The 26,196-nt window shown below is 66.0% G+C and carries 26 protein-coding genes and 6 pseudogenes; 17 read left to right on the top strand and 15 right to left on the bottom strand.

What is annotated here, in order from left to right:
- Positions 1 to 37: 37 nt before the first annotated feature.
- From B6S01_RS22235 to B6S01_RS15125, 3 genes and pseudogenes are all read right to left on the bottom strand, one after another.
- Entirely contained in the window at positions 38 to 283 is a 246-nt protein-coding gene (locus tag B6S01_RS22235; protein ID WP_457920912.1) for a DUF4113 domain-containing protein, read from the bottom strand.
- Positions 284 to 343: 60 nt separating this feature from the next.
- Positions 344 to 1,264, bottom strand: coding sequence for a Y-family DNA polymerase (locus B6S01_RS15130; RefSeq protein WP_456114819.1), 921 nt, complete (start codon positions 1,262 to 1,264; stop codon positions 344 to 346).
- A 3-nt stretch (positions 1,265 to 1,267) separates the two neighbouring features.
- A pseudogene (locus tag B6S01_RS15125) lies at positions 1,268 to 1,702 on the bottom strand (LexA family protein).
- 307 nt (positions 1,703 to 2,009) lie between these two features.
- Between B6S01_RS15125 and B6S01_RS15120 the strand changes: the two are divergent.
- The 5 genes from B6S01_RS15120 (at position 2,010) to B6S01_RS15100 (ending at position 4,570) form a co-directional block, all read left to right on the top strand.
- Complete coding sequence (locus B6S01_RS15120; RefSeq protein WP_062793218.1) at positions 2,010 to 2,228, top strand: YdcH family protein; 219 nt, start codon at positions 2,010 to 2,012, stop codon at positions 2,226 to 2,228.
- A gap of 31 nt (positions 2,229 to 2,259) precedes the next feature.
- Positions 2,260 to 3,012 carry a carbonic anhydrase gene (locus B6S01_RS15115; RefSeq protein WP_062793220.1) on the top strand — a complete coding sequence of 251 codons (753 nt, stop codon included), beginning with the start codon at positions 2,260 to 2,262 and terminating at the stop codon, positions 3,010 to 3,012.
- Positions 3,009 to 3,698, top strand: coding sequence for a DUF2490 domain-containing protein (locus B6S01_RS15110; RefSeq protein ID WP_062793222.1), 690 nt, complete (start codon positions 3,009 to 3,011; stop codon positions 3,696 to 3,698). Before B6S01_RS15115 ends, B6S01_RS15110 begins: the two co-directional genes overlap by 4 nt.
- 32 nt (positions 3,699 to 3,730) lie before the next feature.
- Positions 3,731 to 4,123, top strand: a complete 393-nt coding sequence (locus B6S01_RS15105) for an acyl-CoA thioesterase (RefSeq protein ID WP_062793224.1) — start codon at positions 3,731 to 3,733, stop codon at positions 4,121 to 4,123.
- Positions 4,124 to 4,198: 75 nt separating this feature from the next.
- The gene (locus B6S01_RS15100; protein WP_081570567.1) at positions 4,199 to 4,570 is read left to right on the top strand and encodes a VOC family protein; all 372 of its coding nucleotides are present in this window, start codon (positions 4,199 to 4,201) and stop codon (positions 4,568 to 4,570) included.
- A 629-nt stretch (positions 4,571 to 5,199) separates the two neighbouring features.
- Here the strand turns inward: B6S01_RS15100 and B6S01_RS22150 are convergent.
- From B6S01_RS22150 to B6S01_RS15080, 3 genes are all read right to left on the bottom strand, one after another.
- Positions 5,200 to 5,526 carry a Rap1a/Tai family immunity protein gene (locus tag B6S01_RS22150; RefSeq protein WP_223178489.1) on the bottom strand — a complete coding sequence of 109 codons (327 nt, stop codon included), beginning with the start codon at positions 5,524 to 5,526 and terminating at the stop codon, positions 5,200 to 5,202.
- A 75-nt stretch (positions 5,527 to 5,601) separates the two neighbouring features.
- Positions 5,602 to 5,889: a hypothetical protein gene (locus B6S01_RS15085; RefSeq protein ID WP_008603796.1), complete on the bottom strand. Its 288-nt coding sequence runs from the start codon at positions 5,887 to 5,889 to the stop codon at positions 5,602 to 5,604.
- A 113-nt stretch (positions 5,890 to 6,002) separates the two neighbouring features.
- Positions 6,003 to 6,893: a DUF1259 domain-containing protein gene (locus tag B6S01_RS15080; protein WP_008603797.1), complete on the bottom strand. Its 891-nt coding sequence runs from the start codon at positions 6,891 to 6,893 to the stop codon at positions 6,003 to 6,005.
- A gap of 168 nt (positions 6,894 to 7,061) precedes the next feature.
- Between B6S01_RS15080 and B6S01_RS15075 the strand changes: the two genes are divergently transcribed.
- The 3 genes and pseudogenes from B6S01_RS15075 to B6S01_RS21655 all read left to right on the top strand — a co-directional run.
- Positions 7,062 to 8,012: a chromate resistance protein ChrB domain-containing protein gene (locus tag B6S01_RS15075; protein WP_025160483.1), complete on the top strand. Its 951-nt coding sequence runs from the start codon at positions 7,062 to 7,064 to the stop codon at positions 8,010 to 8,012.
- A gap of 2 nt (positions 8,013 to 8,014) precedes the next feature.
- A complete protein-coding gene (chrA, locus tag B6S01_RS15070; RefSeq protein ID WP_008603799.1) occupies positions 8,015 to 9,412 on the top strand; it encodes a chromate efflux transporter in 1,398 nt (465 codons plus the stop codon).
- A gap of 74 nt (positions 9,413 to 9,486) precedes the next feature.
- Positions 9,487 to 9,672, top strand: a pseudogene (locus B6S01_RS21655) (superoxide dismutase); the annotation flags it as partial.
- A 51-nt stretch (positions 9,673 to 9,723) separates the two neighbouring features.
- On the opposite strand, the gene B6S01_RS15060 reads toward B6S01_RS21655, so the two are convergent.
- The gene (locus B6S01_RS15060; protein WP_006949122.1) at positions 9,724 to 10,488 is read right to left on the bottom strand and encodes an IS6 family transposase; all 765 of its coding nucleotides are present in this window, start codon (positions 10,486 to 10,488) and stop codon (positions 9,724 to 9,726) included.
- 94 nt (positions 10,489 to 10,582) lie between these two features.
- Between B6S01_RS15060 and B6S01_RS15055 the strand changes: the two genes are divergently transcribed.
- From B6S01_RS15055 to B6S01_RS15040, 4 genes and pseudogenes are all read left to right on the top strand, one after another.
- Entirely contained in the window at positions 10,583 to 10,888 is a 306-nt protein-coding gene (locus tag B6S01_RS15055) for a LysR substrate-binding domain-containing protein (protein WP_231568072.1), read from the top strand.
- Positions 10,846 to 11,700 (top strand): annotated as a pseudogene (locus B6S01_RS15050) (IS1595-like element ISCsp2 family transposase); the annotation flags it as partial. The gene B6S01_RS15055 and the pseudogene B6S01_RS15050, both read left to right, overlap by 43 nt.
- Before the next feature lie 13 nt (positions 11,701 to 11,713).
- Complete coding sequence (locus B6S01_RS15045; RefSeq protein WP_031942788.1) at positions 11,714 to 12,289, top strand: TetR/AcrR family transcriptional regulator; 576 nt, start codon at positions 11,714 to 11,716, stop codon at positions 12,287 to 12,289.
- Positions 12,286 to 13,071, top strand: coding sequence for an enoyl-CoA hydratase/isomerase family protein (locus B6S01_RS15040; protein WP_031942787.1), 786 nt, complete (start codon positions 12,286 to 12,288; stop codon positions 13,069 to 13,071). Before B6S01_RS15045 ends, B6S01_RS15040 begins: the two co-directional genes overlap by 4 nt.
- A 60-nt stretch (positions 13,072 to 13,131) precedes the next feature.
- Here B6S01_RS15040 and B6S01_RS15035 read toward each other — a convergent pair whose 3' ends face one another.
- The 3 genes and pseudogenes from B6S01_RS15035 to B6S01_RS15025 form a co-directional block, all read right to left on the bottom strand.
- Positions 13,132 to 14,082 (bottom strand): SMP-30/gluconolactonase/LRE family protein, encoded by a 951-nt coding sequence (locus B6S01_RS15035; RefSeq protein WP_081570484.1) that lies wholly within the window; start codon positions 14,080 to 14,082, stop codon positions 13,132 to 13,134.
- Positions 14,079 to 15,190 (bottom strand): annotated as a pseudogene (locus tag B6S01_RS15030) (maleylacetate reductase). Before B6S01_RS15030 ends, B6S01_RS15035 begins: the two are co-directional and overlap by 4 nt.
- Before the next feature lie 5 nt (positions 15,191 to 15,195).
- Entirely contained in the window at positions 15,196 to 16,209 is a 1,014-nt protein-coding gene (locus B6S01_RS15025; protein WP_031942784.1) for a tripartite tricarboxylate transporter substrate binding protein, read from the bottom strand.
- Positions 16,210 to 16,309: 100 nt separating this feature from the next.
- On the opposite strand from B6S01_RS15025, the gene B6S01_RS15020 reads away from it, so the two are divergent.
- Positions 16,310 to 17,215, top strand: a complete 906-nt coding sequence (locus B6S01_RS15020; RefSeq protein WP_081570482.1) for a LysR family transcriptional regulator — start codon at positions 16,310 to 16,312, stop codon at positions 17,213 to 17,215.
- Positions 17,173 to 17,536, top strand: a pseudogene (locus B6S01_RS15015) (IS1595 family transposase); the annotation flags it as partial. The gene B6S01_RS15020 and the pseudogene B6S01_RS15015, both read left to right, overlap by 43 nt.
- A 324-nt stretch (positions 17,537 to 17,860) precedes the next feature.
- Here the strand turns inward: B6S01_RS15015 and B6S01_RS15010 are convergent.
- The 3 genes and pseudogenes from B6S01_RS15010 to B6S01_RS14995 form a co-directional block, all read right to left on the bottom strand.
- A complete protein-coding gene (locus B6S01_RS15010) occupies positions 17,861 to 18,724 on the bottom strand; it encodes a TauD/TfdA dioxygenase family protein (protein ID WP_037468461.1) in 864 nt (287 codons plus the stop codon).
- Positions 18,725 to 19,026: 302 nt separating this feature from the next.
- Positions 19,027 to 19,896 (bottom strand): annotated as a pseudogene (locus B6S01_RS15000) (IS91-like element ISCR8/ISPps1 family transposase); the annotation flags it as partial.
- Between the two features lie 192 nt (positions 19,897 to 20,088).
- Entirely contained in the window at positions 20,089 to 21,636 is a 1,548-nt protein-coding gene (locus B6S01_RS14995; RefSeq protein ID WP_012248458.1) for an IS91-like element ISCR8/ISPps1 family transposase, read from the bottom strand.
- Between the two features lie 58 nt (positions 21,637 to 21,694).
- On the opposite strand from B6S01_RS14995, the gene B6S01_RS14990 reads away from it, so the two are divergent.
- Genes B6S01_RS14990 through B6S01_RS14980 form a run of 3 tightly spaced genes read left to right on the top strand, consistent with a single transcriptional unit; the run spans position 21,695 to position 24,067 of the window.
- Positions 21,695 to 22,696, top strand: coding sequence for an IS1595-like element ISCsp2 family transposase (locus tag B6S01_RS14990; RefSeq protein WP_011805635.1), 1,002 nt, complete (start codon positions 21,695 to 21,697; stop codon positions 22,694 to 22,696).
- 13 nt (positions 22,697 to 22,709) lie between these two features.
- Positions 22,710 to 23,285, top strand: coding sequence for a TetR/AcrR family transcriptional regulator (locus B6S01_RS14985; RefSeq protein WP_031942788.1), 576 nt, complete (start codon positions 22,710 to 22,712; stop codon positions 23,283 to 23,285).
- The gene (locus B6S01_RS14980; protein ID WP_031942787.1) at positions 23,282 to 24,067 is read left to right on the top strand and encodes an enoyl-CoA hydratase/isomerase family protein; all 786 of its coding nucleotides are present in this window, start codon (positions 23,282 to 23,284) and stop codon (positions 24,065 to 24,067) included. The genes B6S01_RS14985 and B6S01_RS14980 overlap by 4 nt, the downstream gene beginning before the upstream one ends.
- A gap of 89 nt (positions 24,068 to 24,156) precedes the next feature.
- Here B6S01_RS14980 and B6S01_RS14975 read toward each other — a convergent pair whose 3' ends face one another.
- Both B6S01_RS14975 and B6S01_RS14970 read right to left on the bottom strand, forming a co-directional pair.
- Entirely contained in the window at positions 24,157 to 25,083 is a 927-nt protein-coding gene (locus B6S01_RS14975; protein ID WP_062793238.1) for an SMP-30/gluconolactonase/LRE family protein, read from the bottom strand.
- Positions 25,080 to 26,195 (bottom strand): maleylacetate reductase, encoded by a 1,116-nt coding sequence (locus B6S01_RS14970; RefSeq protein ID WP_031942785.1) that lies wholly within the window; start codon positions 26,193 to 26,195, stop codon positions 25,080 to 25,082. Before B6S01_RS14970 ends, B6S01_RS14975 begins: the two co-directional genes overlap by 4 nt.
- Between the last annotated feature and the right edge of the window lies 1 nt (position 26,196).

The following is a 26,196-nucleotide window of genomic DNA, read 5'->3' as shown; positions in this document are numbered from 1 at the left end:
TTCATTGCGCAACGGGTATCTCCCCGATCCGGGTCGTCTAGGCAGGACTCTTTTGTGATCGCTTCGTATCGAACGACCGCGCGCCGCATCCCTGCGCCGCCAAGATGATCGTGTTTCGTCCAAATCGGCTATTGAGACCATCCATTGCCGCCATCAGCGCGGGTGCCTTGGGATCGGCTGCCGCAAACAGGTCAGCTTGCCCTGCCCCTTCCGAGGTCAGATCTTCCAGCAAGACACCGCATTTGGTATAGACGCCTCCCGGCTGAAACATAGCTTCCATCATCTTTCCCGCGATTCCCACGATGATGTGCGGATCGTTGGTCGGCGGGGACAGCCGCGCCGATCAGGAATCCGAAGGCGGGTTAGGGCGATAGCGCGAGCCATGTGCGAAGGCGATCAATCGGCTTGCCGCCAGTCCTTGCACACGTATTTTCTCGGCCGCGCGCGTTGCGCGGCGCGCCATCGCCTCGCGCAGCTCGGCAAAATCGGAAACGGGCGCGCCAAATTGCCGCGTTACTGCGGTCGCCTTGAGCGGTTCGGGCGCCACCTTGAAGTCGTCGCACTCGATCCCGCCCAGCTCGCGCACGAGCCGTTCCAACACCACCGTTCCCACGTCGCGCGCGACCGCCGGAGGCAACGCAGCCAGGTCCGCCGTCGTCTTGACGCCGAGGAGCCGGAGCCGCGCTTCGAGCGCATCCCCGATGGCCCACACTTCCCCGACCGGCCATTGGTCGAACAGACGCCGGTGCCGCTCGACGTAGTGAAGGTCGATCACCCCGCCCCACACCTTTTCGGTCGCCTTCGCCAAGGCGTTCGCAACCTTGGACAGCGTGGGGGTCAGACCCAAGCCAATCCGGGTCGGAAGCCCGACAGATCGGGCAATGTCCTCGCGTAGCGTGTGCGCGGTCGCGACATCGCCCAGGCCGGAGGGCAGTACCGGCAGGCGGAAGAAACTTTCGTCAATCGAGTAGATTTCGACTGTTTCGGAGTGATCGGCGATGACCGCGTTGAAGCGCCGGTTGAGGTCGGCATACAGCTCATAGTTGCTCGATCGGAGCTGGATACCGTGCCACTTGATGCGGTCGCGAATCTTGAACACCGGCTCGCCCATGCGGACGTGCAGCGCCTTCGCCTCTTCCGAGCGGGCGACCGCACAGCCGTCGTTGTTCGACAGGACGATGACCGGTACGCCCCGCAGGCTCGGGTTGAACAGGCGTTCGGCCGAGAGATAGAAATTGGTGACGTCGACGATCGCCCAGGACACGGCCTAGCGCCGATAGTCGCGTACGCCGGTCCGCACGACGCCCCATATCTCGACGCCTTCGACCGAGGTAGGTTCGTAGCATTACTGGCTGTTGCGCGCTTCGAGGAAGGCGGCGCCGCGGCGTCGCACGAGCTGGCGGCACACGAAGCCGCCATCGACAATCGCGATTACGATATGCCCTTTTGCAGGGCGCGTGTCGCGATCCACCACCACCACGTCGTTGTCGTAGATTCCTGCCTCAATCATGCTGTTGCTGCTGATCCTGAACACGAACGAGGCAGCCCGATCGAGGCGCAGCAACTCGATCAGGCTTATCGCGTCGTCTTCCTAATCTTGGGCCGGGCTTGGAAAGCCGGCGTCGGCCGCGCCGACGATGCAAAGGACAGTTCCCCGTGGCACCGCGGCGACCGGGACCGGTTGCATCGCAGGCAGCGTCAGAGATTCCCTTCGCGGGCCTTCATAACGCGGGAAAGAACGAAATGGGAACGGCTTGTAACGGTTCAGCGCATCGCGTCGCAATTGGCAGGCCTGCCTGATCACAATCGTCTCTTTGGCAGCATACATATAGTGCCAGCCTATCGAACCATGACGGTTCTTTCGATTGTTCCTCCCAACTCTCTTTGACTAGCTCTCAGACGTGGCCCGGGCCCCTCTGGCACGACTGGAAAGGTCGCTGCGATGTCGGACCACTCACGACGCTTTTCCCGCAAGGCGTCGTTCGACAGCAAATGAGAGGACAGATTAGATGAACGCCCGTGATCTCTTGCTAAGCGCCTATCGCGTCATTAGCCGCGAAGTCATGCGCGAGCGTAAGCGCCGCTTCCCTGACCAGCAGCGATTGAGCAGGCTCAAGAAGGAGCGCCTCGCGCTGAAAGACCGGCTTGCGCGGCACCAGCCTGCGACCGGGTCGACGCTGGCCATGGCACTCCGCATCATCGCACGCACCAAGCGCACCTTCGCCTGATCAGACCAGCTTTCGCCTTAGGACCTATTTCATGTGTGAGATCAACCTTTCACGTCGTGCCCTATTCACGGGTGCGGCAACCGTCACCGCCCTCGCTGCAGCACCAGCGGCTGCACAAGTTGCACGTGGTCAGGGGTTCGCGCGCGTTGTCCCTCCTGCCCCTACACGGGACGGCAAGTCTGCCCTCAATCCGGATCAAGCGCTGCAGTTGCTGAAGGACGGCAATGCGGCGTTCCTCCGGGGTGAGATAATGGACCCGGACCTTTCAGTGCAGCGCCGTCTGGATCTGGCGCGCGGCCAAGCCCCCTTCGTCGCATATGTGTCCTGCTCCGACAGCAGAGTGCCGCCTGAGCTGCTGTTCGGCCGCGGTCTGGGCGAGCTCTTCATCGTGCGGAATGCTGGCAACACGGTCGACACCGTTGCGAAGGGCTCGATCGAATTCGCTGTGGCGGTGCTGGGCGTGCCGCTGGTGGTGGTGATGGGTCATGAGGCCTGCGGCGCCGTCAAGGCGGCCATGGATGTCGTGAACAAGAACGCGCGCTTCCCTGGCGCAATTGACGCGATGATCGAGCCGATCATTCCGGCCGTGCTCGAGGCTCGCGGCGCGTCTGGTGATGCGACGGAGGCAGCTATTCGGCAGAACGTCCGGCGCGTCGTCACCAACTTGCGTAAGCGAAGCGATCCGCTGCTGATGGAGCCGCAAGCTGAGGGCAAGCTCAAGGTGGTCGGCGCCTATTACGAGCTCGGCACAGGCCGCGTCGACTTCTTCGACATGCCGCGATGAGGCGCATCCCCACGGCATGTTTCTCGTCCGTCGCTGCCGGTCTGATCGCGGCAGCGCCGGCGAGCGCGTCAGACCATGACGAGCAGGTCTGGACCTCGGCTACCGCCACCACCGCCTTGTCGCCCAAGGTCGATACCACGCTTGAACTGCACAGCCGCTATACCGACGACGTCTCCCGGGTGGGTCAGGTACTGATCCGGCCCAGCGTGACATACAAGTTGCCACGCGGTTGGTCGGTCACAGCGGGTTACGTCTATGTCCGCACTCGCTTCGAGAACACCGCCGCTAATGACGAGCACCGTAGCTGGCAGCAAATCGGCTACACCCTGGCAGCCAACGCTGTGACGGGCCTGGCGATCACCGGCAGGACTCGTGTCGAGCAACGCTTCCGACCTGACGCGGACGGCGTGGGTTGGCGGTTGCGGCAGCAGGTGCGCGCACAACTACCGTTAGGGCGAGGCAACCCGGTGCGCGCCGTCGTCTGGAACGAGACCTTCATCGGCCTGAACACGACGGCTTGGGACCGGCATGACGGTGTCGACCAGGTCCGGACGTTCGTAGGTGCCAGCCTGCCTATTGCTGACGATGTAACCGTCGAGCCTGGCTACCTCAATCAGACCGTGTTCCGGATCGGACCTGAGCGGGTGAACCACATCCTGGCCGCCAACATCTTCGCTCGCTTTTGAGAACTGCGCCTGCGCGCACCACAGGATATAAGATGACCGACGAACAACCGCCAGCTGACGCACCCGTTATCCGGGTCACGGCCATGCCGGCCGATGTGAACCCGTACGGCGACATGTTCGGCGGATGGATGATGGCGCAAATGGACTTAGCGGCCGGTTCGGTGGCGTCACGTCATTGTGGTGGGCGAGCAGTCACCATCGCGGTCGACGGTATGCAGTTCCACCGACCGGTGTTCGTCGGCGACGAAGTATCTGTTCATGCTCGCCTTATCGCTACAGGCACGACATCCATGACGATCGAGGTCGAGGCATGGCGACGCGGTCGTCACACGAGCGAAGCTTGCCGTGTTACTCAAGCTCGATTTATCTTCGTGGCGATCGGCGATGATAGGCGACCGCGGCGTGTTTCCCCTCTCGAAGCTTGATACCCAGCAATGCGTTAGGAGGCCGGTTGCGGAAGTGCCGTTTCATCAAAACCTGCAAAGCAGGAGTTGCTCAAGATGATGAATCCCGTCTTTCACTTCGAGATTCCCGTGATCGACATGGACCGGGCAGTCGCCTTCTACGAAGCCGTGATCGGCTACAAGCTGCGCCGCCGAACGGTGGACGGGTACGAGATGGCCTTCTTCCCACGCACCGATTGCGCTCCCGGCGCAAGCGGCGCACTCGCGAAGGGTGACGTTTACGTACCGTCGAAGAACGGTTCCATCATCTACTTCGACGTGCCAGACATCGACCCCGTGCTCGACCGCGCGCGCAAGCTGGGTGCCGTGATCCTCTACCCGAAAAAGCATCTCGGCGACGCAGGCTATGTCGCCGAAATTCAGGACAGCGAGGGCAATCGCGTCGCACTCAGCGCGAATGCCGATTGAACCGCAGCGCCGTCAGGCCGCGCTATAGATCCCCAGCTATCTTGAATTCAGTGTTGCCGGCCTGGCTGAAACATGGTTGTCAGGCTCCCAATCGGATGATCCGGGCTTGAGCAGCGCCTCAGATCAGGCGCGAAGCGCTGCTAACGGAGCGACGAGCGTCCAGGTCACGCCAGACTGTGGGAAGTCGATCTCTGCTCGTCCGCGAAGGCTCCGACCGGCAGCAGTACTGATCAACCGACTTCCAAAGCCTTGGCGCTCAGGCTTCCGCACCGGTGGTCCTCCCCGCTCTGTCCACTGGAGCCAAAGCTGCGGTGCGTCGCCTACCTCCACAATCTGCCAGGTCAGTTCTACCGTCCCGATCTCGTTGGAGAAGGCGCCATACTTTACCGCGTTGGTCGCCAGCTCATTTAGGGCGAGTATCAACGTCATGGCCGAACTTGGACCCAAATGGCGTCACCTCAAGGTTTGTGCGCCAGACAACGATTTGGCAGACATAATGCGAACATCGGCTAATTAGCGAGCTTGAGGCGCGACATGGGATCGTTGAGCTGGCGGAATTCACCGCCAGGCGGACGCTCCGCCTGCCCTCAAAGGCAGCCGCCGGGCAGGCTACGCCGCGGGGTACGATGCTACTGACATGGCCAAGCCTTCGCTAACGAGCGTTCAGCTCCGGCCACCATATGAACACTCATAAAATAGCTATTCTGCTCCGCCCAGCGTAAATATGCCGCGCGCAGCGCCGATCGGTCATAGCGTGGAGCGCGGCATTCCGCTTTTCGCGCGACGATCATCATGTCGAGCACGCCTTGGAGGTAAGCGCCGCATCGCGGCTCATTCGCTTGACAGCTTACGAACAACGCCGAGCCCGTCGCCGACGCGGGTTCGGTTTGGCCGATCGCACTATCAGGCAGGGCGGCCAAAGCGGCGCATAACAATATCCATCGCCTTGGCCGCATTTTCGTCTCCTATTCCGCAGTATCATTTCGGAAGGGGCGCACGGCCCTCGACGGCCGGCGCCCCGTGCTGATCCATCATTCGCGGCCGAGCACCTGGCCTTCGGGCGTGACGAACAGTTCGATCGTCTTTCCGTCGCTGTTCTTGCCCTTGATTTCATAGAGCGTGCTTCCGTCCGCCTTTCGGGTGACTTGCTCCGCTTTGCTTATTGACGCGAGTTGCGCGCGTGCCGCGTTCATCGCGGCCTCGGGCACCTGAGCAAGCGGGATGTCTCGTTCGCTGTGCTTGCCGATTATCCGGTTTTCGTTCGCCTCGTGGTTTTGCGCGATCGCCACGCCCGCGATCGCCAGCGCGGCCGCGCCCACGCCTGCGACAACAGTGAGAGTTCGTTTGCTAGCCATGTTCCATTCCACTTCCTGCATAAGGGCCGTGGGGTCGGGCGGGCGGCGGTTACGGCCCAATGAGCCGTCGTCCGAGTTCAACTCCTCTGATTGTTCATCCTGTCGAGCGCCGCGCGCAGCCCACGGGCGAGCTTGGCTGCGTCGTCGTTGGCCCAGAAGTGCATGAAGAACAGCCGCGGCTCGTCGTTTAGCATATGATTATGCAGCGCCGTGACCTCGATCCCGTTCGTCCGCAGCACGCGCAGGACCGGATCGACCTCGTTTGCGACAAGTACGAAATCGCCGGTGATGGCGGCTCGGCCGTCCCCGGTTGGCTGAAAGTTGATCGCGGTCGCCGTGCCCATCGTCGGCGGAGTCTCCATATCGCCGTCCATCAGCCGCTCGGCGCGCGGAAAGCTGTATTGGAGGATGCCACCGGCCGTCTTGCCCTCACCGCCCATCAACCGGTTGAGCGCGGCCACATCGAGGTCGAGCCGCGATGCGGCTGCGCTGGCCGAAGGCGATTGCGGCGCGGCGAGCGGGGTCCGACTGGCTGATAGCGCTTGCCGGAGCGCGGCCGCGAGCTTCACCGGGTCGCCGTGGCCGGCAATGTGCATGTACATGGTCGCAGGCGAAGAGCGGAGCAGGTGATTGTGGAGCGCGGTGATCGTAAAACCGCTTGCGAGCAGGCGGCTCAAAACGGGGTTCACCTCGTCGTGGGTCAGCACGAGATCGCCCATCACCATCGCCTCGTCGCCCATCGGCTGAAACGCCGCCCAAGAGCCGAGCGCGAGGGAGGGCTTGATCGTCACCCCATCCAGCGTGACGCTCAGGTCCGAACGCGGGAAGCTGTAGCGGTGAACGCCCCCCGGCTGTTCGGCCCCCGCTCGTCCTATCGCCCGGTCGACAGCCGACCAGTCCGGCGCTGCCCATGCCGGGCTTGCCAGCAGGAGGCTGGCGAATCCCAAGGCGATGGTCTTTTTCAGCATAATTGATCCTTCATCAGCGCACTCGACACGGAAAGCCTCACGTCATGCGAGCGCGCCGCCGGCGAGCCGCGACATTGCGCTCCGGTTTCTTTCTTCGGGATAAGCAGTCCTATGTTCATGAGGCTTGTGATGCAACCCTTACACTTGTAGGCTAGTGACGATACAACTATGACAAACACACAAGCTTCCCCTTGGTTGCTCCTGATCCCGCAGCTTCCGGCTAAGCCTGCCTATTTGCGGGTGAAGGTCTGGCGGCGTTTGCAGGCGATCGGGGCCGCGCCGCTCAAGAACGCCGTCCATGCGCTCCCCAATCGCGAGGACACGCGCGCGCTGTTCGAAGAACTGCATCGCGAGATCACCGAAAATGGCGGCGAGGCGCTGATCCTCGAAGCGCGCCTTGTCGGCGGCATGGGCGATGCGGAGCTGCGCGGAGTGTTCGACGCTGCGCGTGACGCCGACTATGAGGAGTTGGCACGCGAGGCGCGCGCGCTGTGTGAGGGCGAGTATGTCGCGGCGGCGGATGTGGGCCGCCTGCGCAAACGCCTGAACGAGGTCGCCGCGATCGACTTTTTCGGTGCGCATGGTCGGCAGGCGGCACAGGCCGCCATCACCGAGGCGGACCGCCGCTCTCACCAACATCCCGATGTGAGCGGCCCCGGTGCGCCCGAGCTGACCCCGGCGGAGCTAAAGCGCCGCGTTTGGGTGACGCGCCGCCATGTCCATGTCGATCGCATCGCGTCCGCCTGGCTCATTCGCCGCTTCATCGACCCCGAGGCGAGCTTCAAGTTCGTCGAGGGCAAAGGATATGTGCCGGAGCCTGACGAACTGAGGTTCGACATGGCGGACGCTGAGTTCACCCACGAAGGCGACCGCTGCTCCTTCGAGACCTTGGTGTTCCTCACCGGTCTCGAGACCGACCCCGCGCTGCGGGCGCTCGGCGAAATTGTTCACGACCTTGATATTGCCGATGCTCGGTTCGAGCGCCCGGAAACTCCGGGAGTGAGCGCGCTTATCGCCGGCATCTGTGCCGGCACCGACGACGACGAGGAGCGGATCGCGCGCGGATCGACCGCGCTCGACGGATTCTATGCTCACTTCACCCGGCGAAAAGAGGACTAAAGATGGAGGCCAGCGCACGCGCTGAAATCGCAGTCGAGACGCTGCACGAGCACGGCATCAGCTTTGGCGAGGCGGTGCGCGTCTGGATCAGGGTCGCGCTGCTCAGCTTCGGCGGACCGGCGGGCCAGATAGCGGTGATGCATCGCATCCTGGTCGAGGAGAAGCGCTGGATCGGCGAGGAGCGGTTCCTCCACGCGCTCAACTATTGCATGCTGCTGCCCGGCCCTGAAGCGCAACAGCTAGCTGTCTATATTGGCTGGTTGCTCCATAAGACCAAGGGCGGCCTGGTCGCGGGCGCGCTATTCGTGCTGCCCGGCTTCCTCGCGATTTTAGGGCTCAGCTATGTCTATGTGCTGCTCGGCGAAGTGGCGCTGGTCGAGGGATTGTTCTTCGGATTGAAGGCCGCCGTGCTGGCGGTGGTGCTACAGGCGGTGGTCCGGGTGGGTTCGCGTGCCTTGAAGAACAACGTCATGCGCGGTTTTGCCGCGCTGGCGTTCGTCGCGATCTTCGTGCTCGACGTGCCCTTCCCGCTGATCGTGCTTGCCGCCGCGCTGATCGGCTTCTTCGGTGGCCGCGCTGGTTACGCCGCATTCAAGGGCGGCGGCGGACATGGTCCCGCCGGCGCTGAGATAATCCACGACCGCGACACCGCTCTTGGCGAGGGCCTTCCCGACCATGCCCGGCCGAACCTCTCTTGGTCGCTGCGCATCTCCGGCGTCCTGCTGCTGCTCTGGCTCGGGCCGGTCGCAGCGCTGCTGTTCGCGTTCGGCCCCGACGACGTGTTCAGCCGCATCGCCACCTTCTTCAGCCAGATGGCGGTGGTGACCTTCGGCGGCGCCTATGCGGTGCTCGCCTATGTCGCGCAGGAGGCAGTCGAGACCTATGGCTGGCTCCAGCCCGGCGAGATGCTCGACGGGCTCGGCATGGCCGAGACCACGCCCGGGCCGCTGATCATGGTGACGCAGTTCGTCGGCTTCCTCGCGGCCTTCCGCGAAGCGACCGGGCTGCCGCCGCTCGTCGCCGCGACCTTCGGCGCAATCCTCACCACCTGGGTTACCTTCCTGCCATGCTTCCTGTGGATCTTCGCCGGCGCGCCATTCATCGAGCGGCTGCGCGGCAACCGCGCATTGTCGGCCGCGCTTTCGGCGATCACCGCCGCAGTGGTCGGCGTGATCCTCAATCTGGCGGTCTGGTTTGGTATCCACACTCTGTTCGAGCAAGTCCGCGAAGTGCCGTTCGCAGCCGGCACCATCGATCTCCCAGTCCTAACGTCCGTCAACTGGCCGGCGCTGGCGCTCGCGGTGGGTGCGATACTCGCCATGTTCCGGTTCAAGGCCGGCATGCTGCCGGTGCTCGGCGTCTGCTCGGTCCTCGGGGCCGCATATGTAATGATCATCTGAAGGAGTGACGCGTGACGATCGACCATCTTTCCCGACGCAGTGCAATCGCAACTCTTGGCATCGGAGCCGCCGCCATGACTATCAACGAAGCCTCTGCGCAGACGCCGGCCGCAGCGCCGGCGGCTGTCCCCGCCTTTGCCGGAAATCATCAGGTCAAGCCGCTCAGGTTCAATCCCGCCAGGCTTCACGGCCTCTCCGAAAGGCTGATCACATCGCACCACGAGAACAATTATGCGGGCTCGGTCAAGGCCCTGAATATGGCTCTGTTGCAAACATGGGGCACGGCCGCGCGGCGTCACCCAGTTGGGGGATTAGGCAGCATTGGCGAAATGCTTATTGAGCATAATCATGGTTTCGGTCAGGGCCGAGGGTCCAATTCCGAATGCTCTTTCAACCAGGCGCACCTCCCCCATGATACCTGGCTGCAGGCACCATGCCTGGGCCTGTCCTTTGCGTAGGGCGCGCATGACCTCGAAGCCCTTGATCGTGGCGTAGGCCGTTGGCATCGACTTGAAGCCACGTACCGGCTTGATCAGCATCTTCAGCTTGCCGTGGTCGGCCTCGAGCACGTTGTTCAGATATTTCACCTGCCGGTGCTCGGTTTCCGCCGCCAGTTTGCCTTCGCGTTTCAGCTCAGCGATTGCTGCGCCGTAGCTGGGTGCCTTGTCGGTATTGAGTTTGGCCGGCTTTTCCCAGTCCTTCAGGCCACGAAGAGCTTTGCCCAGAAAGCGCTTCGCCGCTTTGGCGCTGCGTGTCGATGACAGATAGAAATCAATCGTGTCGCCCCGTTTGTCGACCGCCCGGTACAGGTAGGTCCATTTGCCCCGCACCTTTACGTAGGTCTCATCCAGACGCCAGCTCGGATCAAAGCCGCGCCGCCAGAACCAGCGGAGACGCTTCTCCATCTCCGGCGCGTAGCGCTGCACCCAGCGATAGATCGTCGTATGATCGACATCGATCCCACGCTCGGACAGCATTTCCTCGAGATCACGGTAGCTGATGCCGTATCGACAATACCAGCGCACCGCCCATAGGATGACCTCGCCGGTAAAATGCCGTCCTTTGAAATCGTTCATCGCAACTGACCTTGACAGTACATGAGCCCAATCTTGGAAACCGTGTCAGAGTTTGCAACAGAGCCGGCTGATCGACCGCCAGCACAGCACCAGCGTGCGTGGCTGGCGCGAGCTGGCCGGCATCGACTGGCGTCAGCCGCCGCAGGTGGCGCTGGAGAGCAACGACTGCGACACGCGGCGCCTGTGCGCGGCGCGCGGCCTGGGCATCGCACTGATGCCCAACTGGGCCATCGGCGAAGACCTGGCGGCCGGGCGCATCGTGGCGCTGCAGCTGGAAGACGCGCCGCCGGCCGAGGTCAGCGGCATCCACCTGCTGCGGCCCAGCGGCAAGGCGAATGCCAAGGTGCGTGCCTTCACGGAGCACCTGGCGATGTGTACCGCGCCAGCCGCACCCGCCTGATGTGCCGCTCATGCCAGTACCAAGGCACAGTGACATCTGGAACCATCTTTGACAAGACGCGCACACCGCTGCGTGTCTGGCTGGCTGCAGCTTGGTACCTGACCAATCAGAAACAAGGCGTGAGCGCCCTGGGGCTGCAGCGCGTATTGGGTTTGGGGAGCTACCAGACCGCCTGGACCATGCTGCACCGGTTTCGACGTGCCATGGTCCGCCCGGGCCGGGACAAGCTCAAGGGGCTTGTGGAGGTGGATGAAACGTACCTGTCCATCACGGATCGCAAGAATCCCGCCACCCCTGCAGGGCGCAAGAGCAGCACCACCAAAGTGTTGATGGTCATGGCGGTGGAGATCGTGGAGCCCAAGGGGTTTGGGCGCATCCGGTTACGCCGCATTGACCGAGACGCCGCCACCCACGTAATCCCCTTTGTGCAGGAGGTGGTCGAGCCTGGAGCCCAGGTACGCACGGATGGTTCGGCGGCATACCGCGCTCTGGGAGAACTGGGTTACACCCACCAGCGCACCGTCATGCTCGGCTCAGGCGTACCTGCCCATGTCTCCATGGCGGGAGTGCACCGGGTCGCCTCACTGGTACAGCGCTGGGTGCTGGGAACACATCATGGCTCTGTACAGCCAGACCACCTGGACGCCTATCTCGATGAATTCGTGTTCCGTTTCAACCGGCGCACATCCAGCTCACGCGGGATGCTGTTTTACCGCTTGCTGCAGCAAGCGGTGGTTACGCCGCCAGTGACGTATGGGGATGTCGTGAGCAAGAACACCGGGGAGAGCCAATCGGATACCATTGCTGGATGAAATCACAGTATCAATGGGGCTGCTGGAGCTAAATAAGAAGCTCCATGTGAGCAAGCCCACGCTGTACTACTACGTCAAGAGCAAGGACGACATCCTGCTCGAATGCGTGCGCGCGGCGCTGGCCATGATGCAGGAGGGCATTGCCGAGGTGCGCCAGCAGGGCGGCCGCGCGCTGGACCAGCTGCAGGCCTGCATGCGCAGCTACGCGGCCATCGTGATGGACGACTTCGGCCAGTGCGTGATCCGCATCGGCGAAGACCCGCTGCCGCCGCCGCTGCGCAAGGAGCTGCGCCGGCTCAAGGCCGGCATCGACCACGAGTTCCGCCGGCTGGTCGAAGAGGGCATTGCCGAAGGCTCGCTGCAGCCCTGCGATCCCAAGCTGGCGGCCTTCATGCTGGCCGGCGCGCTGAGCTGGATCGGCCGCTGGTACCGGCCCGACGGCGCCATGGCGCCCGAGCAGATCGCCGAGCAGGGCATTGCGCTGCTGCTGGGCGGCGTGCTCGCCCCCGTTCCCGCCGTTCCCCCTGTTCCCCCAGCTGCCGCCACCCGCCAACCGGGCCGGCGCGCACCACGAAAGAGCCCCGCATGACGCAAGACGACGCCCCCCTGCAGATCGGCCGCGAAGGCGCGGTCGCCACGCTGCGCTTCAACCGCCCGGCCACGCTCAATGCGCTGGACGTGCCCATGGCCGAGGGCTTTCTCGCGGCCGTGCGCGACATCGCCGCCGACAGCAGCGTGCGCGCCGTGCTGCTGTCGGGCAGCGGCAAGGGCTTCATGGCCGGCGGCGACCTGGCGGTGCTGCAGGCCGATCCGCAGGGCGGCGCCAAGGCGCTGATCGGCCCGCTGCACGAGGCGCTGGTGGTGCTGGCCGGCATCGATGCGCCCGTGGTGGCCCAGGTGCACGGCGTGGCGGCCGGCGCCGGCCTGTCGCTCATGCTGCAGGCCGACTTCGTGCTCGCGGCCGAGGGCACGCGCTTCAACCTGGCCTACGTGAACATCGGCACGAGCTGCGACGTGGGTGCCTCCTGGGCGCTGCCGCGCTGGGTCGGCCTGCGCCGTGCGCTGGAGATCGCCATGCTGGGCGACATGCTCGACGCGGCGGCGGCCGAGCGCATGGGCCTGGTCAACCGCGTGGTGCCGGCCGATGCGCTGGCGGGCGAAGCCATGGCGCTGGCGCAGCGGCTGGCCAATGGCCCGACGGTGGCGCTGGGCCAGCTGCGCCGGCTCATGCGCGCGAGCTTTGACCGCGCGCTGCCCGAGCAGCTTGATGCGGAGTCGGCGGCGTTCCAGGTGTGCGCCGCGACGGACGATTTCCGCACCGGCGTGGACGCGTTCTTCGCGCGCCAAAAGCCTGACTTTCTGGGGCGCTGATGCGGGCCGGCTGGGGTGTTCTCCGCATGGAACAGCGAGGTGGGGCATGCCACCTTGGCGTCAGGGCCCGCCAGAGATGCACAACCGCTCAGTCCAGCCCGTCGAGCCGCACCAGGTTCGAGGCCGTGGGCGTGAGCCCCCGTACCAGTGGAAGCCGATGAAGCCGCCATCGTTGATGGCGTAGGCGCTGTGTTCGCCGCTGCGCCAGACCATGGCAGTGCTGCCCACCAGTTCGGGTCCGATGCCTGGCACCTCCGAGACGCGTCCCTCAGGGGTGACGCGCAGGATTTCGCGCCGGTGCGTGGTGACATACAGGTTGCCGCTCGGGGAAAGCGAAGTCGTCCGCGCGCAGCGGTTCCACGAAGACCTGCACGGCGCCGGGCCGCAAGTCGGCACCGAGCGGAATGCGCAACATGGCCACGCGCGCGTGTTGGAAACGTACAGGTGCCCGGCGTGGATCTTCAGGCCGTTCGCGGCCGGTGTGGGCAGCGCGAAGCCGGGTGGCACATCCAGTAGCGCGTCGCGCACGAAGGGGCTGGCGCTGCGGGCGGCGACATCGAGCAGCCATACCGTGCCGCCGCGGCCGTCGGCGATCAGGATGCGGCCTGGCGCGAGCAGGGTCATGCCGTTCAGCGCGCGTGCCTGCTCGATCTTCAGAAAGGGTTGCGGTGCCTCGCCGCGGCGTTGGCGCCAGACCCACTGCGTGGGCGGCGAGGTCTTGTCCACGATGCCGCGCTCGGCCGCACCGAAGTACAGCGTGCCATCGCTGTCGAACACCATGCCCCATGGATGGACGTCGAGCCGGGCGTGCACGCTGAATCCCTTGTCGTCCACGTAGCGCAACAGCTGGCGGTTGTGGAAGTCGGTGACATACAAGGCGCGGTCCGGGCCCTCGGCGATGCTTTCGAGGAAGGAGGGGCCAGACTGCTGGGCGACGACGCGCGCCTGCACAGTGCGCTCTGGCGGCGTGCCGGAGCCGCCTGCGGCGATGCAGGTTTGTAGACGTGTCATGGGGTCGTCTCCGTCGTTTGTTGCGTCGGTGTTGTTGAGAGGTTTGGCGGCCGCGGCGCCGCACCTTCGAACGCCTCCTGCAGCAAGTTCCGCAGCGGCGCAGCCTCGATCGGCCGTGGATTGGGGTAGGCGTCGCGCAGGGCCAGCGCGCACGCCTTGTCCAGGTCTTCTTCCCGCATGCCGATGTCGCGTAGCGCGGTGGGTGCGCCCAGTCGCCGCGCCAGCGTGTGCACGCCCAGCGCGGCATCGGCGGTTCCCAGCGCGGCGGCGATGCGCTGCATGGCGTGCGGCGCCGCCTTGGCGTTGTAGGCCAGCACGTGCGGCAGCACCACGGTGTGCAGCTCGGCGTGCGGCAGGTTGAAGCTGCCGCCCAGCGTGTGGCACAGCTTGTGGTGCAGGGCCATGGACACGCTGCCCAGCACCAGGCCGCACAGCCAGGCGCCGTACAGCGCATCGCTGCGCGCGTGCAGGTCGTGCGGCGCGGCGTGCAGCGCGGGCAGCGCGCGGCCCAGCGCGGCGATGCCCTCGGCCGCCATCAGGCCCATGACCGGGTTGCCGTCGGCCGCGTACAGGCCCTCGGCCGCGTGCGCGATGGCGTTGATGCCGCTCACCACCGACAGGCCCACCGGCAGTGCCAACGTGAGTTCGGGGTCGTACAGCACGCTGCGCGGCAGCACGCGCACGTCGCGGCCGGTGCGCTTGAGGCCGTTCTCGGTCAGCCCGTAGATGGGCGTCATCTCCGAGCCCGCGTAGGTGGGATGGCCAGCACCGGCAACGGCGAGACCAGCGCAATCGCCTTGGCCAGGCCTACGGTGGAGCCGCCGCCCACGGCCACCAGCGCATTGGCGCCGGCCTGTGCTGCCGCAGCGCGCGCGGCCTCGGCGCTGGCCATGGGCACGTGCATCACCGCCCCGTCGAAGATGCCGGCGGCGCGCGGCCCGAGCAGGGCCGCCACGGCTTCGGCCTGGGCACGCTGCGGCGCGGTGCACAGCACCAGGGCCTTGTGCGCGCCCATCCGCTCCAGCTCGGCCGGCGCCTGCGCCAGCGTGCCGGCGCCGAACAGCACACGCTGCGCCCGGCTCTCGTAGGTGAAGGGCTGGTTCTGCACGGCGCTCACTCCACGCTGATCTTGCGCTTGGCGATGAGCTCGCCCCAGCGCTGGCTCTCGCGCTGCACCAGCTGGTCCATGGCGGCGCGGTCGCCGGCCACCACCTCGAAGCCGTTGTCGGCCATGCGGCGCGCCAGCGCCGGGTCGCGCAGCGTGGCCGCCATCGCCACCGAGAGCTTGTCCAGCACCGGCGCGGGCGTCTTGGCCGGCGCCACCATGCCGACCCAGGAGTAGATCTCGAAGCCCTTGTGCGCCTCGGCCACGGCCGGCACCTGGGGCAGTGCGGCGCTGCGCGCCTGCGAGGTCACGGCCAGCGCACGCAGCTTGCCGGCCTGCACGTGCGGCAGCACCAGTGGCAGGCTGGCGATCATCGAATCGACATGGCCGCCCAGCAGGTCGGCGATGGCCGGGCCGCCGCCTTTGTAGGGCACGTGCAGGCCGCGGCTGCCGGCGGTCTCGTGGAACAGCTCGGCCGCCAGGTGGTTAGAGCTGCCAGCGCCCACCGAGGCGTAGGTCACTTCGCGCTGGCGCGCGGCGGCCACGTAGTCCTGCACGGTCTTGTAGGGAGAAGCCGCGGGCACCACCAGCACCATGGGCGAGCGCACGGCATAGGAGACGCCAGCGAAGTCGCGCAGCGTCTCGTAGGGCAGCTTGCGGTGGATGTGCTGCTCGGTCGCGTAGGAGTCGAACACCATGGCCACCGTGTAGCCGTCGGGCGCGCCTTTGGCCAGTTGGGCCATGCCGATGGTGCCGCCGGCGCCGCCGCGGTTGTCCACCACCACCTGTTGGCCCAGCCGCTCGCGCAGCGGCTCCTGCAGCATGCGGGCCACCTTGTCCACGGTGCCGCCAGCAGCGAAGGGCACGATCAGCGTGAGCATGCGGCTGGGGTAGTCGTCGGCACGCGCCGGTCCTGGGCCGGCCAGCAGCAGCGCCGCGGCCGCACCCAGCAGCGCCTGGCGTCGGCGCAGGGTTGTTGCGGGAATGCACCCGTGGGCGCGTGGTGTCTCGTGTGTGTGCATGGCGTGAAGGCTCGGTCGGATGAGGCGGCCGATGCTATTCTTTGCGCCACGCGAGCGGAATGCCGCCCGCGGGTCAAACGCCTTTGCGTGAGGTGCACAGATGAATCCCCTGGGTTTTGCCGAAAGCCTTTCCCTGTTCGTCGACGTGGTGCAGGACAAGAGCTTTTCCGCCGCCGCGCGGCGCCGCGGCCTAGCGGCCTCGTCCGTGGCCCGGCAGATCGACGCGCTGGAGCGCGAGATGCAGGTGCCGCTGCTCACGCGATCGACCCGCGCGCTGGCGCTGACCGAGGCCGGTGCGCTGTTGTACGAGCGCGCGCTGAAGATCCTGCACGAGCTCATGGACACGCGCAGCGAGGTGGTGGCGCTGGACGGCAGCGTGCAGGGCCTGCTGCGCGTGAGCTGTGTGCCCGCGTTCGGCCGCCGCCATGTGGCCCCGCACCTGCCCACGCTGTTCGACCGCTATCCAGCCTTGAATGTCGAGCTGGAGCTGACCGAGCGCGTGGTCGATCCGGTGGCCGAGCGCTTCGACCTCGTGATCCGCATCGGCGACCAGCCCGACAGCGCGCTGGTCAGCCGGCGCATCGGCAGCCAGCGCTATGTGATGTGCGCCTCGCCGGCCTACCTGCGCCGCCACGGCACGCCGCGCTGCATGGCCGATCTGGCGCAGCACCGGCTGATCGACCGCCAGCACAGCACCAGCGTGCGTGGCTGGCGCGAGCTGGCCGGCATCGACTGGCGTCAGCCGCCGCAGGTGGCGCTGGAGAGCAACGACTGCGACACGCGGCGCCTGTGCGCGGCGCGCGGCCTGGGCATCGCACTGATGCCCAACTGGGCCATCGGCGAAGACCTGGCGGCCGGGCGCATCGTGGCGCTGCAGCTGGAAGACGCGCCGCCGGCCGAGGTCAGCGGCATCCACCTGCTGCGGCCCAGCGGCAAGGCGAATGCCAAGGTGCGTGCCTTCACGGAGCACCTGGCGATGTGTACCGCGCCAGCCGCACCCGCCTGATGTGCCGCTCATGCCAGTACCAAGGCACAGTGACATCTGGAACCATCTTTGACAAGACGCGCACACCGCTGCGTGTCTGGCTGGCTGCAGCTTGGTACCTGACCAATCAGAAACAAGGCGTGAGCGCCCTGGGGCTGCAGCGCGTATTGGGTTTGGGGAGCTACCAGACCGCCTGGACCATGCTGCACCGGTTTCGACGTGCCATGGTCCGCCCGGGCCGGGACAAGCTCAAGGGGCTTGTGGAGGTGGATGAAACGTACCTGTCCATCACGGATCGCAAGAATCCCGCCACCCCTGCAGGGCGCAAGAGCAGCTCGGCCGGCGTCTCCTGCAATACCAGGTTCAGGATTTCGGCGATCAACAGCATCCGCCCGTCGGGCTCGGCGTCGATCACCTGGAGGGCGGCCCGGCGTCCAGCCTGGCCCAGCGTATAGTCGAACTCGACGGGCTCGTTGAGCGCGGCCGAGAAGCCGTCCTGGATCAGCTGGGCGCAGAGGTCTGTCGGGTTGCCGACGCCGAAGCCGCAGATCAGGCGGACCGCCTCCGTGGCGGCATGGGCTCGGCCGCCGATCAGCCCTGCGACGGCCATCGCCGCCGTTCCTCGCAACGCGTCGCGTCGGGCCAGCTTCATGCGCCGATGATACGTCAATGCGCCAGCGCGGTCTCGCTGGCCGGGTCGCCGGCGATGCGGCTGTGCCACATGATGCGCTTCTGGGTCATGTCCCACGGCGTCGCCTGGTGCAGCAGGCAGCGATTGTCCCACAGCACGGCGTCGCCCGGCGCCCAGTCGTGATGATAGATTCGCGGCGGCTGGCAGGCGAAGTCGATCAGCTGCTGCAGCAAGCGTTCGGACTCGGCTGGCTCCAAGCCGGGAATGGCGTGGGCGTGGCGGCCGATCAGCAGCGACTTGCGGCCGGTCTCGGGATGGATCTTCACCAGCGGCCGCAGCGGCACCGGCCCGTCATGCAGCCCGTAGCCGCTATATTCACCGTCGGCCGCCTTGGTCTGGTGGCCGAGCTTCGACTGGCTGTAATGCAGCGAGTGCCGGGCCTGCAGCGTCTCGACGCGCGCCTTCAGATCCTCGTCGAGCGCGTCGTAGGCCGCGCGCATGTCGGCGAAGCCGGTCTGGCCGCCGACGCTAGGAACCACTTCGGCACTGAACACCGCGCCCTTGGCCTGGACCGGCATGTAGGTGCTGTCGGCATGCCAGCCCATGTTGCCCTTCAGGATCTTCATCATGTCGTCGTTGTCGCTCTCGACCCGCAGGCTGCCGTCGGGCCGCACGTTGCTGATCGCGGCCATCTCGAACTCGAGTGGCCCGAAGCGACGGGCAAAGGCGATCTGCTGCTCGCGCGTGAGATGCTGATCGGGGAAAACGAGGAGTGCGTACTCGAGCCAGGCAGCCTGCAGGTCGAGCCATCCGGCATCATCGAGATCGGCGAGCTTCACGCCGGTGACGACGGCGCCGAACGTGGCGTCGAGCGGGGCGATGTCGAAGGCGGGTGACATGCGAATCCTCCTGATCGTTTTCGCCAGTGTAGTGGCGTGGGTTGTAGAGCTTGGGCTTGGAAGTGGCTGACATGAATACTGTACAAATGCAAGGGGTATCTATTTAGCTCCAATCCAGATAGGAAATTCAACCGCATGAGGCCAAGTATGGCACGAGTTTTGGGCCTCGAAACACGTTCGGCCAAGGAAGGTTGAGCGCTCGCTTGCCGCTCAATGGCAAGAGCTTGGGAGGCAGTATGCATTTGGGCCTGGCGCGCGCGCAGCTGCTTCCCCGCAGCGATGGATACCGCCGCTTCACTGGGTCACCAATTGACGCGCTGGTCTACCTCGTCGGGTTGAGCTGCCAGATCCCAATCCGGCTCGCCTTGCGCACCATCATCCACCGGCGCGTCGCAGCCCTCCCACAGCGGTGGCCCGCGTGCCGGGGTGATGTGCGGGGGGGCAGACTCCACCCCGATGTGGTTCAGGATGTGGCGGATTTCGGCGCTGTGGGTGATGAAGGCAATGATGCGCATCTGCCCACCGCACATGGGGCACAGCAGCGGAAATGCCTCGTAGATGCGGGCAATCAGCACCGCCCACAAGTAATGCGCCGCTCGCTTCGGGCGTGCTTCAGGTTCGGGTGTGGGTGTGGCCGCGTTGCCCGGCGCCGCCACCCCAGGTACGCCCGCGCCAGGTTGTGCAGTCTCCACCGTGGCTGGTTGCGACGCAGCAGGCTGAGCCAGCGCCGTTACCGCCGCTCTCAGCGGCGAGTTTGGTGCCAGCACACCAAAGTAGCGGTGCCGGTGGGTGCGTGGCGGTGGCACCAGCGCGGCGATGCGGTCGATCAGTTCCAGCGGTGTGAGGTGCAGCTCATCTGCCTTGGCACCACGCTTGTCACTGGTGGGCTCGCTGCGCTGTTTGGCACAGCGGTACACCAGTTTGCTTCCCTCTTTGCGTAGGCGCTCGATGGAAAATGGTGGACGCGCGCAATAGCGCAGCAGCCGCTCCAGCGCAGCGCGGTCGTGGGCTTCGATGCAGACACCGGCGTCCACCGAGAAGCCGCTGTGTTTGTAGCCCAGCATGTCTTTGGCGTCACAGTTCTCCAGCAGGCCCCGAGCAACGAAGGCGCGCAGGATACGTTTTTGCAGTGTGGTCTGCACTGGGGCCACGGTAGCCGCATCGATGCCGGTGAATCCAGATAGGAAATTCAACCGCATGAGGCCAAGTATGGCACGAGTTTTGGGCCTCGAAACACGTTCGGCCAAGGAAGGTTGAGCGCTCGCTTGCCGCTCAATGGCAAGAGCTTGGGAGGCAGTATGCATTTGGGCCTGGCGCGCGCGCAGCTGCTTCCCCGCAGCGATGGATACCGCCGCTTCACTGGGTCACCAATTGACGCGCTGGTCTACCTCGTCGGGTTGAGCTGCCAGATCCCAATCCGGCTCGCCTTGCGCACCATCATCCACCGGCGCGTCGCAGCCCTCCCACAGCGGTGGCCCGCGTGCCGGGGTGATGTGCGGGGGGGCAGACTCCACCCCGATGTGGTTCAGGATGTGGCGGATTTCGGCGCTGTGGGTGATGAAGGCAATGATGCGCATCTGCCCACCGCACATGGGGCACAGCAGCGGAAATGCCTCGTAGATGCGGGCAATCAGCACCGCCCACAAGTAATGCGCCGCTCGCTTCGGGCGTGCTTCAGGTTCGGGTGTGGGTGTGGCCGCGTTGCCCGGCGCCGCCACCCCAGGTACGCCCGCGCCAGGTTGTGCAGTCTCCACCGTGGCTGGTTGCGACGCAGCAGGCTGAGCCAGCGCCGTTACCGCCGCTCTCAGCGGCGAGTTTGGTGCCAGCACACCAAAGTAGCGGTGCCGGTGGGTGCGTGGCGGTGGCACCAGCGCGGCGATGCGGTCGATCAGTTCCAGCGGTGTGAGGTGCAGCTCATCTGCCTTGGCACCACGCTTGTCACTGGTGGGCTCGCTGCGCTGTTTGGCACAGCGGTACACCAGTTTGCTTCCCTCTTTGCGTAGGCGCTCGATGGAAAATGGTGGACGCGCGCAATAGCGCAGCAGCCGCTCCAGCGCAGCGCGGTCGTGGGCTTCGATGCAGACACCGGCGTCCACCGAGAAGCCGCTGTGTTTGTAGCCCAGCATGTCTTTGGCGTCACAGTTCTCCAGCAGGCCCCGAGCAACGAAGGCGCGCAGGATACGTTTTTGCAGTGTGGTCTGCACTGGGGCCACGGTAGCCGCATCGATGCCGGTGGCCGCGTGAAAGATGACACCCGGCGATGAGATTCGAGGGGTCGCATCAGCATCGCCCTCGCCCTCCACTTCCTCAAACACCCCGTCCACCACACAAACGTGGAAGTGGACGTGTTCATTGAGGCCGGAGCCGAATCGGTGAATGAAGGCGATGGCACCGATGTGCAGGCCTGCCTTGTCCATATGGGCCGCACCGGGGCTGTGGGTCTGCAGAGTTTGTGCGATCACCCGCAGAAAGATGCGCAGCACCATGCTCAGCACCGCTCCGTCGCGTTGCATGAAGTACCGAAGCCGCTTGGGCACGGACAGCACCCACTGGCGCACCGGCAGGCGGGGGAAAACGTGGTCGCTCAGGTGTGCCGCCGTCTCCACCATCCGCCGCGTGGTGCACGAGGGGCAGACTCCCCGGCCTTTGCAGGAGAAGGCTACAAAGTAGTCGTGCCCACAGTCGCCGCAGCGAGCGCGGGCAAAGCCATGGGCAAAGATGCCGCACTCAAGATACTTGGCAAACGCTTTGCGCACGAAGGGCTTGGGGGTGTGGTGGTCGCCCTGGCCGTCGAACTGACCCGCGCTGGCCAACTCTAGCCAGGTCTCGTAGTGCTCGGCTACCGTTTGGTAGAGCAGCGTGCGTTCGGGGTGGCGTGGGTTGTAGAGCTTGGGCTTGGAAGTGGCTGACATGAATACTGTACAAATGCAAGGGGTATCTATTTAGCTCCAGTGACGTGAGAATAGCTGGATGGAAACCCAGATGCTAACGCCAACTCCTGGAGGGGACTACCCCCGCACCTGGAACGAATTTCTTGACTGGTTTGCCACCGAAGAGGCTTGCCAGGCGTTCCTGGAGAAGCTTCGGTGGCCCCAAGGCTTCGTCTGCCCGCGTTGCGGCAACGCTGGCGATGTGTACCGCGCCAGCCGCACCCGCCTGATGTGCCGCTCATGCCAGTACCAAGGCACAGTGACATCTGGAACCATCTTTGACAAGACGCGCACACCGCTGCGTGTCTGGCTGGCTGCAGCTTGGTACCTGACCAATCAGAAACAAGGCGTGAGCGCCCTGGGGCTGCAGCGCGTATTGGGTTTGGGGAGCTACCAGACCGCCTGGACCATGCTGCACCGGTTTCGACGTGCCATGGTCCGCCCGGGCCGGGACAAGCTCAAGGGGCTTGTGGAGGTGGATGAAACGTACCTGTCCATCACGGATCGCAAGAATCCCGCCACCCCTGCAGGGCGCAAGAGCAGCACCACCAAAGTGTTGATGGTCATGGCGGTGGAGATCGTGGAGCCCAAGGGGTTTGGGCGCATCCGGTTACGCCGCATTGACCGAGACGCCGCCACCCACGTAATCCCCTTTGTGCAGGAGGTGGTCGAGCCTGGAGCCCAGGTACGCACGGATGGTTCGGCGGCATACCGCGCTCTGGGAGAACTGGGTTACACCCACCAGCGCACCGTCATGCTCGGCTCAGGCGTACCTGCCCATGTCTCCATGGCGGGAGTGCACCGGGTCGCCTCACTGGTACAGCGCTGGGTGCTGGGAACACATCATGGCTCTGTACAGCCAGACCACCTGGACGCCTATCTCGATGAATTCGTGTTCCGTTTCAACCGGCGCACATCCAGCTCACGCGGGATGCTGTTTTACCGCTTGCTGCAGCAAGCGGTGGTTACGCCGCCAGTGACGTATGGGGATGTCGTGAGCAAGAACACCGGGGAGAGCCAATCGGATACCATTGCTGGATGAAATCACAGTATCAATGGGGCTGCTGGAGCTAAATAAGAAGCTCCATGTGAGCAAGCCCACGCTGTACTACTACGTCAAGAGCAAGGACGACATCCTGCTCGAATGCGTGCGCGCGGCGCTGGCCATGATGCAGGAGGGCATTGCCGAGGTGCGCCAGCAGGGCGGCCGCGCGCTGGACCAGCTGCAGGCCTGCATGCGCAGCTACGCGGCCATCGTGATGGACGACTTCGGCCAGTGCGTGATCCGCATCGGCGAAGACCCGCTGCCGCCGCCGCTGCGCAAGGAGCTGCGCCGGCTCAAGGCCGGCATCGACCACGAGTTCCGCCGGCTGGTCGAAGAGGGCATTGCCGAAGGCTCGCTGCAGCCCTGCGATCCCAAGCTGGCGGCCTTCATGCTGGCCGGCGCGCTGAGCTGGATCGGCCGCTGGTACCGGCCCGACGGCGCCATGGCGCCCGAGCAGATCGCCGAGCAGGGCATTGCGCTGCTGCTGGGCGGCGTGCTCGCCCCCGTTCCCGCCGTTCCCCCTGTTCCCCCAGCTGCCGCCACCCGCCAACCGGGCCGGCGCGCACCACGAAAGAGCCCCGCATGACGCAAGACGACGCCCCCCTGCAGATCGGCCGCGAAGGCGCGGTCGCCACGCTGCGCTTCAACCGCCCGGCCACGCTCAATGCGCTGGACGTGCCCATGGCCGAGGGCTTTCTCGCGGCCGTGCGCGACATCGCCGCCGACAGCAGCGTGCGCGCCGTGCTGCTGTCGGGCAGCGGCAAGGGCTTCATGGCCGGCGGCGACCTGGCGGTGCTGCAGGCCGATCCGCAGGGCGGCGCCAAGGCGCTGATCGGCCCGCTGCACGAGGCGCTGGTGGTGCTGGCCGGCATCGATGCGCCCGTGGTGGCCCAGGTGCACGGCGTGGCGGCCGGCGCCGGCCTGTCGCTCATGCTGCAGGCCGACTTCGTGCTCGCGGCCGAGGGCACGCGCTTCAACCTGGCCTACGTGAACATCGGCACGAGCTGCGACGTGGGTGCCTCCTGGGCGCTGCCGCGCTGGGTCGGCCTGCGCCGTGCGCTGGAGATCGCCATGCTGGGCGACATGCTCGACGCGGCGGCGGCCGAGCGCATGGGCCTGGTCAACCGCGTGGTGCCGGCCGATGCGCTGGCGGGCGAAGCCATGGCGCTGGCGCAGCGGCTGGCCAATGGCCCGACGGTGGCGCTGGGCCAGCTGCGCCGGCTCATGCGCGCGAGCTTTGACCGCGCGCTGCCCGAGCAGCTTGATGCGGAGTCGGCGGCGTTCCAGGTGTGCGCCGCGACGGACGATTTCCGCACCGGCGTGGACGCGTTCTTCGCGCGCCAAAAGCCTGACTTTCTGGGGCGCTGATGCGGGCCGGCTGGGGTGTTCTCCGCATGGAACAGCGAGGGTGGGGCATGCCACCTTGGCGTCAGGGCCCGCCAGAGATGCACAACCGCTCAGTCCAGCCCGTCGAGCCGCACCAGGTTCGAGGCCGTGGGCGTGGAGCCCCCGTACCAGTGGAAGCCGATGAAGCCGCCATCGTTGATGGCGTAGGCGCTGTGTTCGCCGCTGCGCCAGACCATGGCAGTGCTGCCCACCAGTTCGGGTCCGATGCCTGGCACCTCCGAGACGCGTCCCTCAGGGGTGACGCGCAGGATTTCGCGCCGGTGCGTGGTGACATACAGGTTGCCGCTCGGGGAGAAAGCGAAGTCGTCCGCGCGCAGCGGTTCCACGAAGACCTGCACGGCGCCGGGCCGCAAGTCGGCACCGAGCGGAATGCGCAACATGGCCACGCGCGCCGTGTTGGAAACGTACAGGTGCCCGGCGTGGATCTTCAGGCCGTTCGCGGCCGGTGTGGGCAGCGCGAAGCCGGGTGGCACATCCAGTAGCGCGTCGCGCACGAAGGGGCTGGCGCTGCGGGCGGCGACATCGAGCAGCCATACCGTGCCGCCGCGGCCGTCGGCGATCAGGATGCGGCCTGGCGCGAGCAGGGTCATGCCGTTCAGCGCGCGTGCCTGCTCGATCTTCAGAAAGGGTTGCGGTGCCTCGCCGCGGCGTTGGCGCCAGACCCACTGCGTGGGCGGCGAGGTCTTGTCCACGATGCCGCGCTCGGCCGCACCGAAGTACAGCGTGCCATCGCTGTCGAACACCATGCCCCATGGATGGACGTCGAGCCGGGCGTGCACGCTGAATCCCTTGTCGTCCACGTAGCGCAACAGCTGGCGGTTGTGGAAGTCGGTGACATACAAGGCGCGGTCCGGGCCCTCGGCGATGCTTTCGAGGAAGGAGGGGCCAGACTGCTGGGCGACGACGCGCGCCTGCACAGTGCGCTCTGGCGGCGTGCCGGAGCCGCCTGCGGCGATGCAGGTTTGTAGACGTGTCATGGGGTCGTCTCCGTCGTTTGTTGCGTCGGTGTTGTTGAGAGGTTTGGCGGCCGCGGCGCCGCACCTTCGAACGCCTCCTGCAGCAAGTTCCGCAGCGGCGCAGCCTCGATCGGCCGTGGATTGGGGTAGGCGTCGCGCAGGGCCAGCGCGCACGCCTTGTCCAGGTCTTCTTCCCGCATGCCGATGTCGCGTAGCGCGGTGGGTGCGCCCAGTCGCCGCGCCAGCGTGTGCACGCCCAGCGCGGCATCGGCGGTTCCCAGCGCGGCGGCGATGCGCTGCATGGCGTGCGGCGCCGCCTTGGCGTTGTAGGCCAGCACGTGCGGCAGCACCACGGTGTGCAGCTCGGCGTGCGGCAGGTTGAAGCTGCCGCCCAGCGTGTGGCACAGCTTGTGGTGCAGGGCCATGGACACGCTGCCCAGCACCAGGCCGCACAGCCAGGCGCCGTACAGCGCATCGCTGCGCGCGTGCAGGTCGTGCGGCGCGGCGTGCAGCGCGGGCAGCGCGCGGCCCAGCGCGGCGATGCCCTCGGCCGCCATCAGGCCCATGACCGGGTTGCCGTCGGCCGCGTACAGGCCCTCGGCCGCGTGCGCGATGGCGTTGATGCCGCTCACCACCGACAGGCCCACCGGCAGTGCCAACGTGAGTTCGGGGTCGTACAGCACGCTGCGCGGCAGCACGCGCACGTCGCGGCCGGTGCGCTTGAGGCCGTTCTCGGTCAGCCCGTAGATGGGCGTCATCTCCGAGCCCGCGTAGGTGGTGGGGATGGCCAGCACCGGCAACGGCGAGACCAGCGCAATCGCCTTGGCCAGGCCTACGGTGGAGCCGCCGCCCACGGCCACCAGCGCATTGGCGCCGGCCTGTGCTGCCGCAGCGCGCGCGGCCTCGGCGCTGGCCATGGGCACGTGCATCACCGCCCCGTCGAAGATGCCGGCGGCGCGCGGCCCGAGCAGGGCCGCCACGGCTTCGGCCTGGGCACGCTGCGGCGCGGTGCACAGCACCAGGGCCTTGTGCGCGCCCATCCGCTCCAGCTCGGCCGGCGCCTGCGCCAGCGTGCCGGCGCCGAACAGCACACGCTGCGCCCGGCTCTCGTAGGTGAAGGGCTGGTTCTGCACG

It is taken from the genome of Sphingobium herbicidovorans, assembly GCF_002080435.1.
Classification (GTDB): Bacteria; Pseudomonadota; Alphaproteobacteria; order Sphingomonadales; family Sphingomonadaceae; genus Sphingobium; species Sphingobium herbicidovorans.
The sequence above is the reverse complement of the archived record's forward strand: the minus strand, read 5'-3'. Positions and strand labels throughout refer to the sequence as shown.

Bases quoted from the DNA above. Each gene is read 5' to 3' on its own strand.
- B6S01_RS22235 (WP_457920912.1), bottom strand. From the start codon at position 283: ATGATGGAAGCTATGTTTCAGCCGGGAGGCGTCTATACCAAATGCGGT.
- B6S01_RS15120 (WP_062793218.1), top strand. From the start codon at position 2,010: ATGAACGCCCGTGATCTCTTGCTAAGCGCCTATCGCGTCATTAGCCGC.
- B6S01_RS15115 (WP_062793220.1), top strand. From the start codon at position 2,260: ATGTGTGAGATCAACCTTTCACGTCGTGCCCTATTCACGGGTGCGGCA.
- B6S01_RS15110 (WP_062793222.1), top strand. From the start codon at position 3,009: ATGAGGCGCATCCCCACGGCATGTTTCTCGTCCGTCGCTGCCGGTCTG.
- B6S01_RS15105 (WP_062793224.1), top strand. From the start codon at position 3,731: ATGACCGACGAACAACCGCCAGCTGACGCACCCGTTATCCGGGTCACG.
- B6S01_RS15100 (WP_081570567.1), top strand. From the start codon at position 4,199: ATGATGAATCCCGTCTTTCACTTCGAGATTCCCGTGATCGACATGGAC.
- B6S01_RS22150 (WP_223178489.1), bottom strand. From the start codon at position 5,526: ATGCGGCCAAGGCGATGGATATTGTTATGCGCCGCTTTGGCCGCCCTG.
- B6S01_RS15080 (WP_008603797.1), bottom strand. From the start codon at position 6,893: ATGCTGAAAAAGACCATCGCCTTGGGATTCGCCAGCCTCCTGCTGGCA.
- B6S01_RS15075 (WP_025160483.1), top strand. From the start codon at position 7,062: ATGACAAACACACAAGCTTCCCCTTGGTTGCTCCTGATCCCGCAGCTT.
- chrA (WP_008603799.1), top strand. From the start codon at position 8,015: ATGGAGGCCAGCGCACGCGCTGAAATCGCAGTCGAGACGCTGCACGAG.
- B6S01_RS15060 (WP_006949122.1), bottom strand. From the start codon at position 10,488: ATGAACGATTTCAAAGGACGGCATTTTACCGGCGAGGTCATCCTATGG.
- B6S01_RS15045 (WP_031942788.1), top strand. From the start codon at position 11,714: ATGGGGCTGCTGGAGCTAAATAAGAAGCTCCATGTGAGCAAGCCCACG.
- B6S01_RS15040 (WP_031942787.1), top strand. From the start codon at position 12,286: ATGACGCAAGACGACGCCCCCCTGCAGATCGGCCGCGAAGGCGCGGTC.
- B6S01_RS15035 (WP_081570484.1), bottom strand. From the start codon at position 14,082: ATGACACGTCTACAAACCTGCATCGCCGCAGGCGGCTCCGGCACGCCG.
- B6S01_RS15025 (WP_031942784.1), bottom strand. From the start codon at position 16,209: ATGCACACACACGAGACACCACGCGCCCACGGGTGCATTCCCGCAACA.
- B6S01_RS15020 (WP_081570482.1), top strand. From the start codon at position 16,310: ATGAATCCCCTGGGTTTTGCCGAAAGCCTTTCCCTGTTCGTCGACGTG.
- B6S01_RS15010 (WP_037468461.1), bottom strand. From the start codon at position 18,724: ATGTCACCCGCCTTCGACATCGCCCCGCTCGACGCCACGTTCGGCGCC.
- B6S01_RS14995 (WP_012248458.1), bottom strand. From the start codon at position 21,636: ATGTCAGCCACTTCCAAGCCCAAGCTCTACAACCCACGCCACCCCGAA.
- B6S01_RS14990 (WP_011805635.1), top strand. From the start codon at position 21,695: ATGGAAACCCAGATGCTAACGCCAACTCCTGGAGGGGACTACCCCCGC.
- B6S01_RS14985 (WP_031942788.1), top strand. From the start codon at position 22,710: ATGGGGCTGCTGGAGCTAAATAAGAAGCTCCATGTGAGCAAGCCCACG.
- B6S01_RS14980 (WP_031942787.1), top strand. From the start codon at position 23,282: ATGACGCAAGACGACGCCCCCCTGCAGATCGGCCGCGAAGGCGCGGTC.
- B6S01_RS14975 (WP_062793238.1), bottom strand. From the start codon at position 25,083: ATGACACGTCTACAAACCTGCATCGCCGCAGGCGGCTCCGGCACGCCG.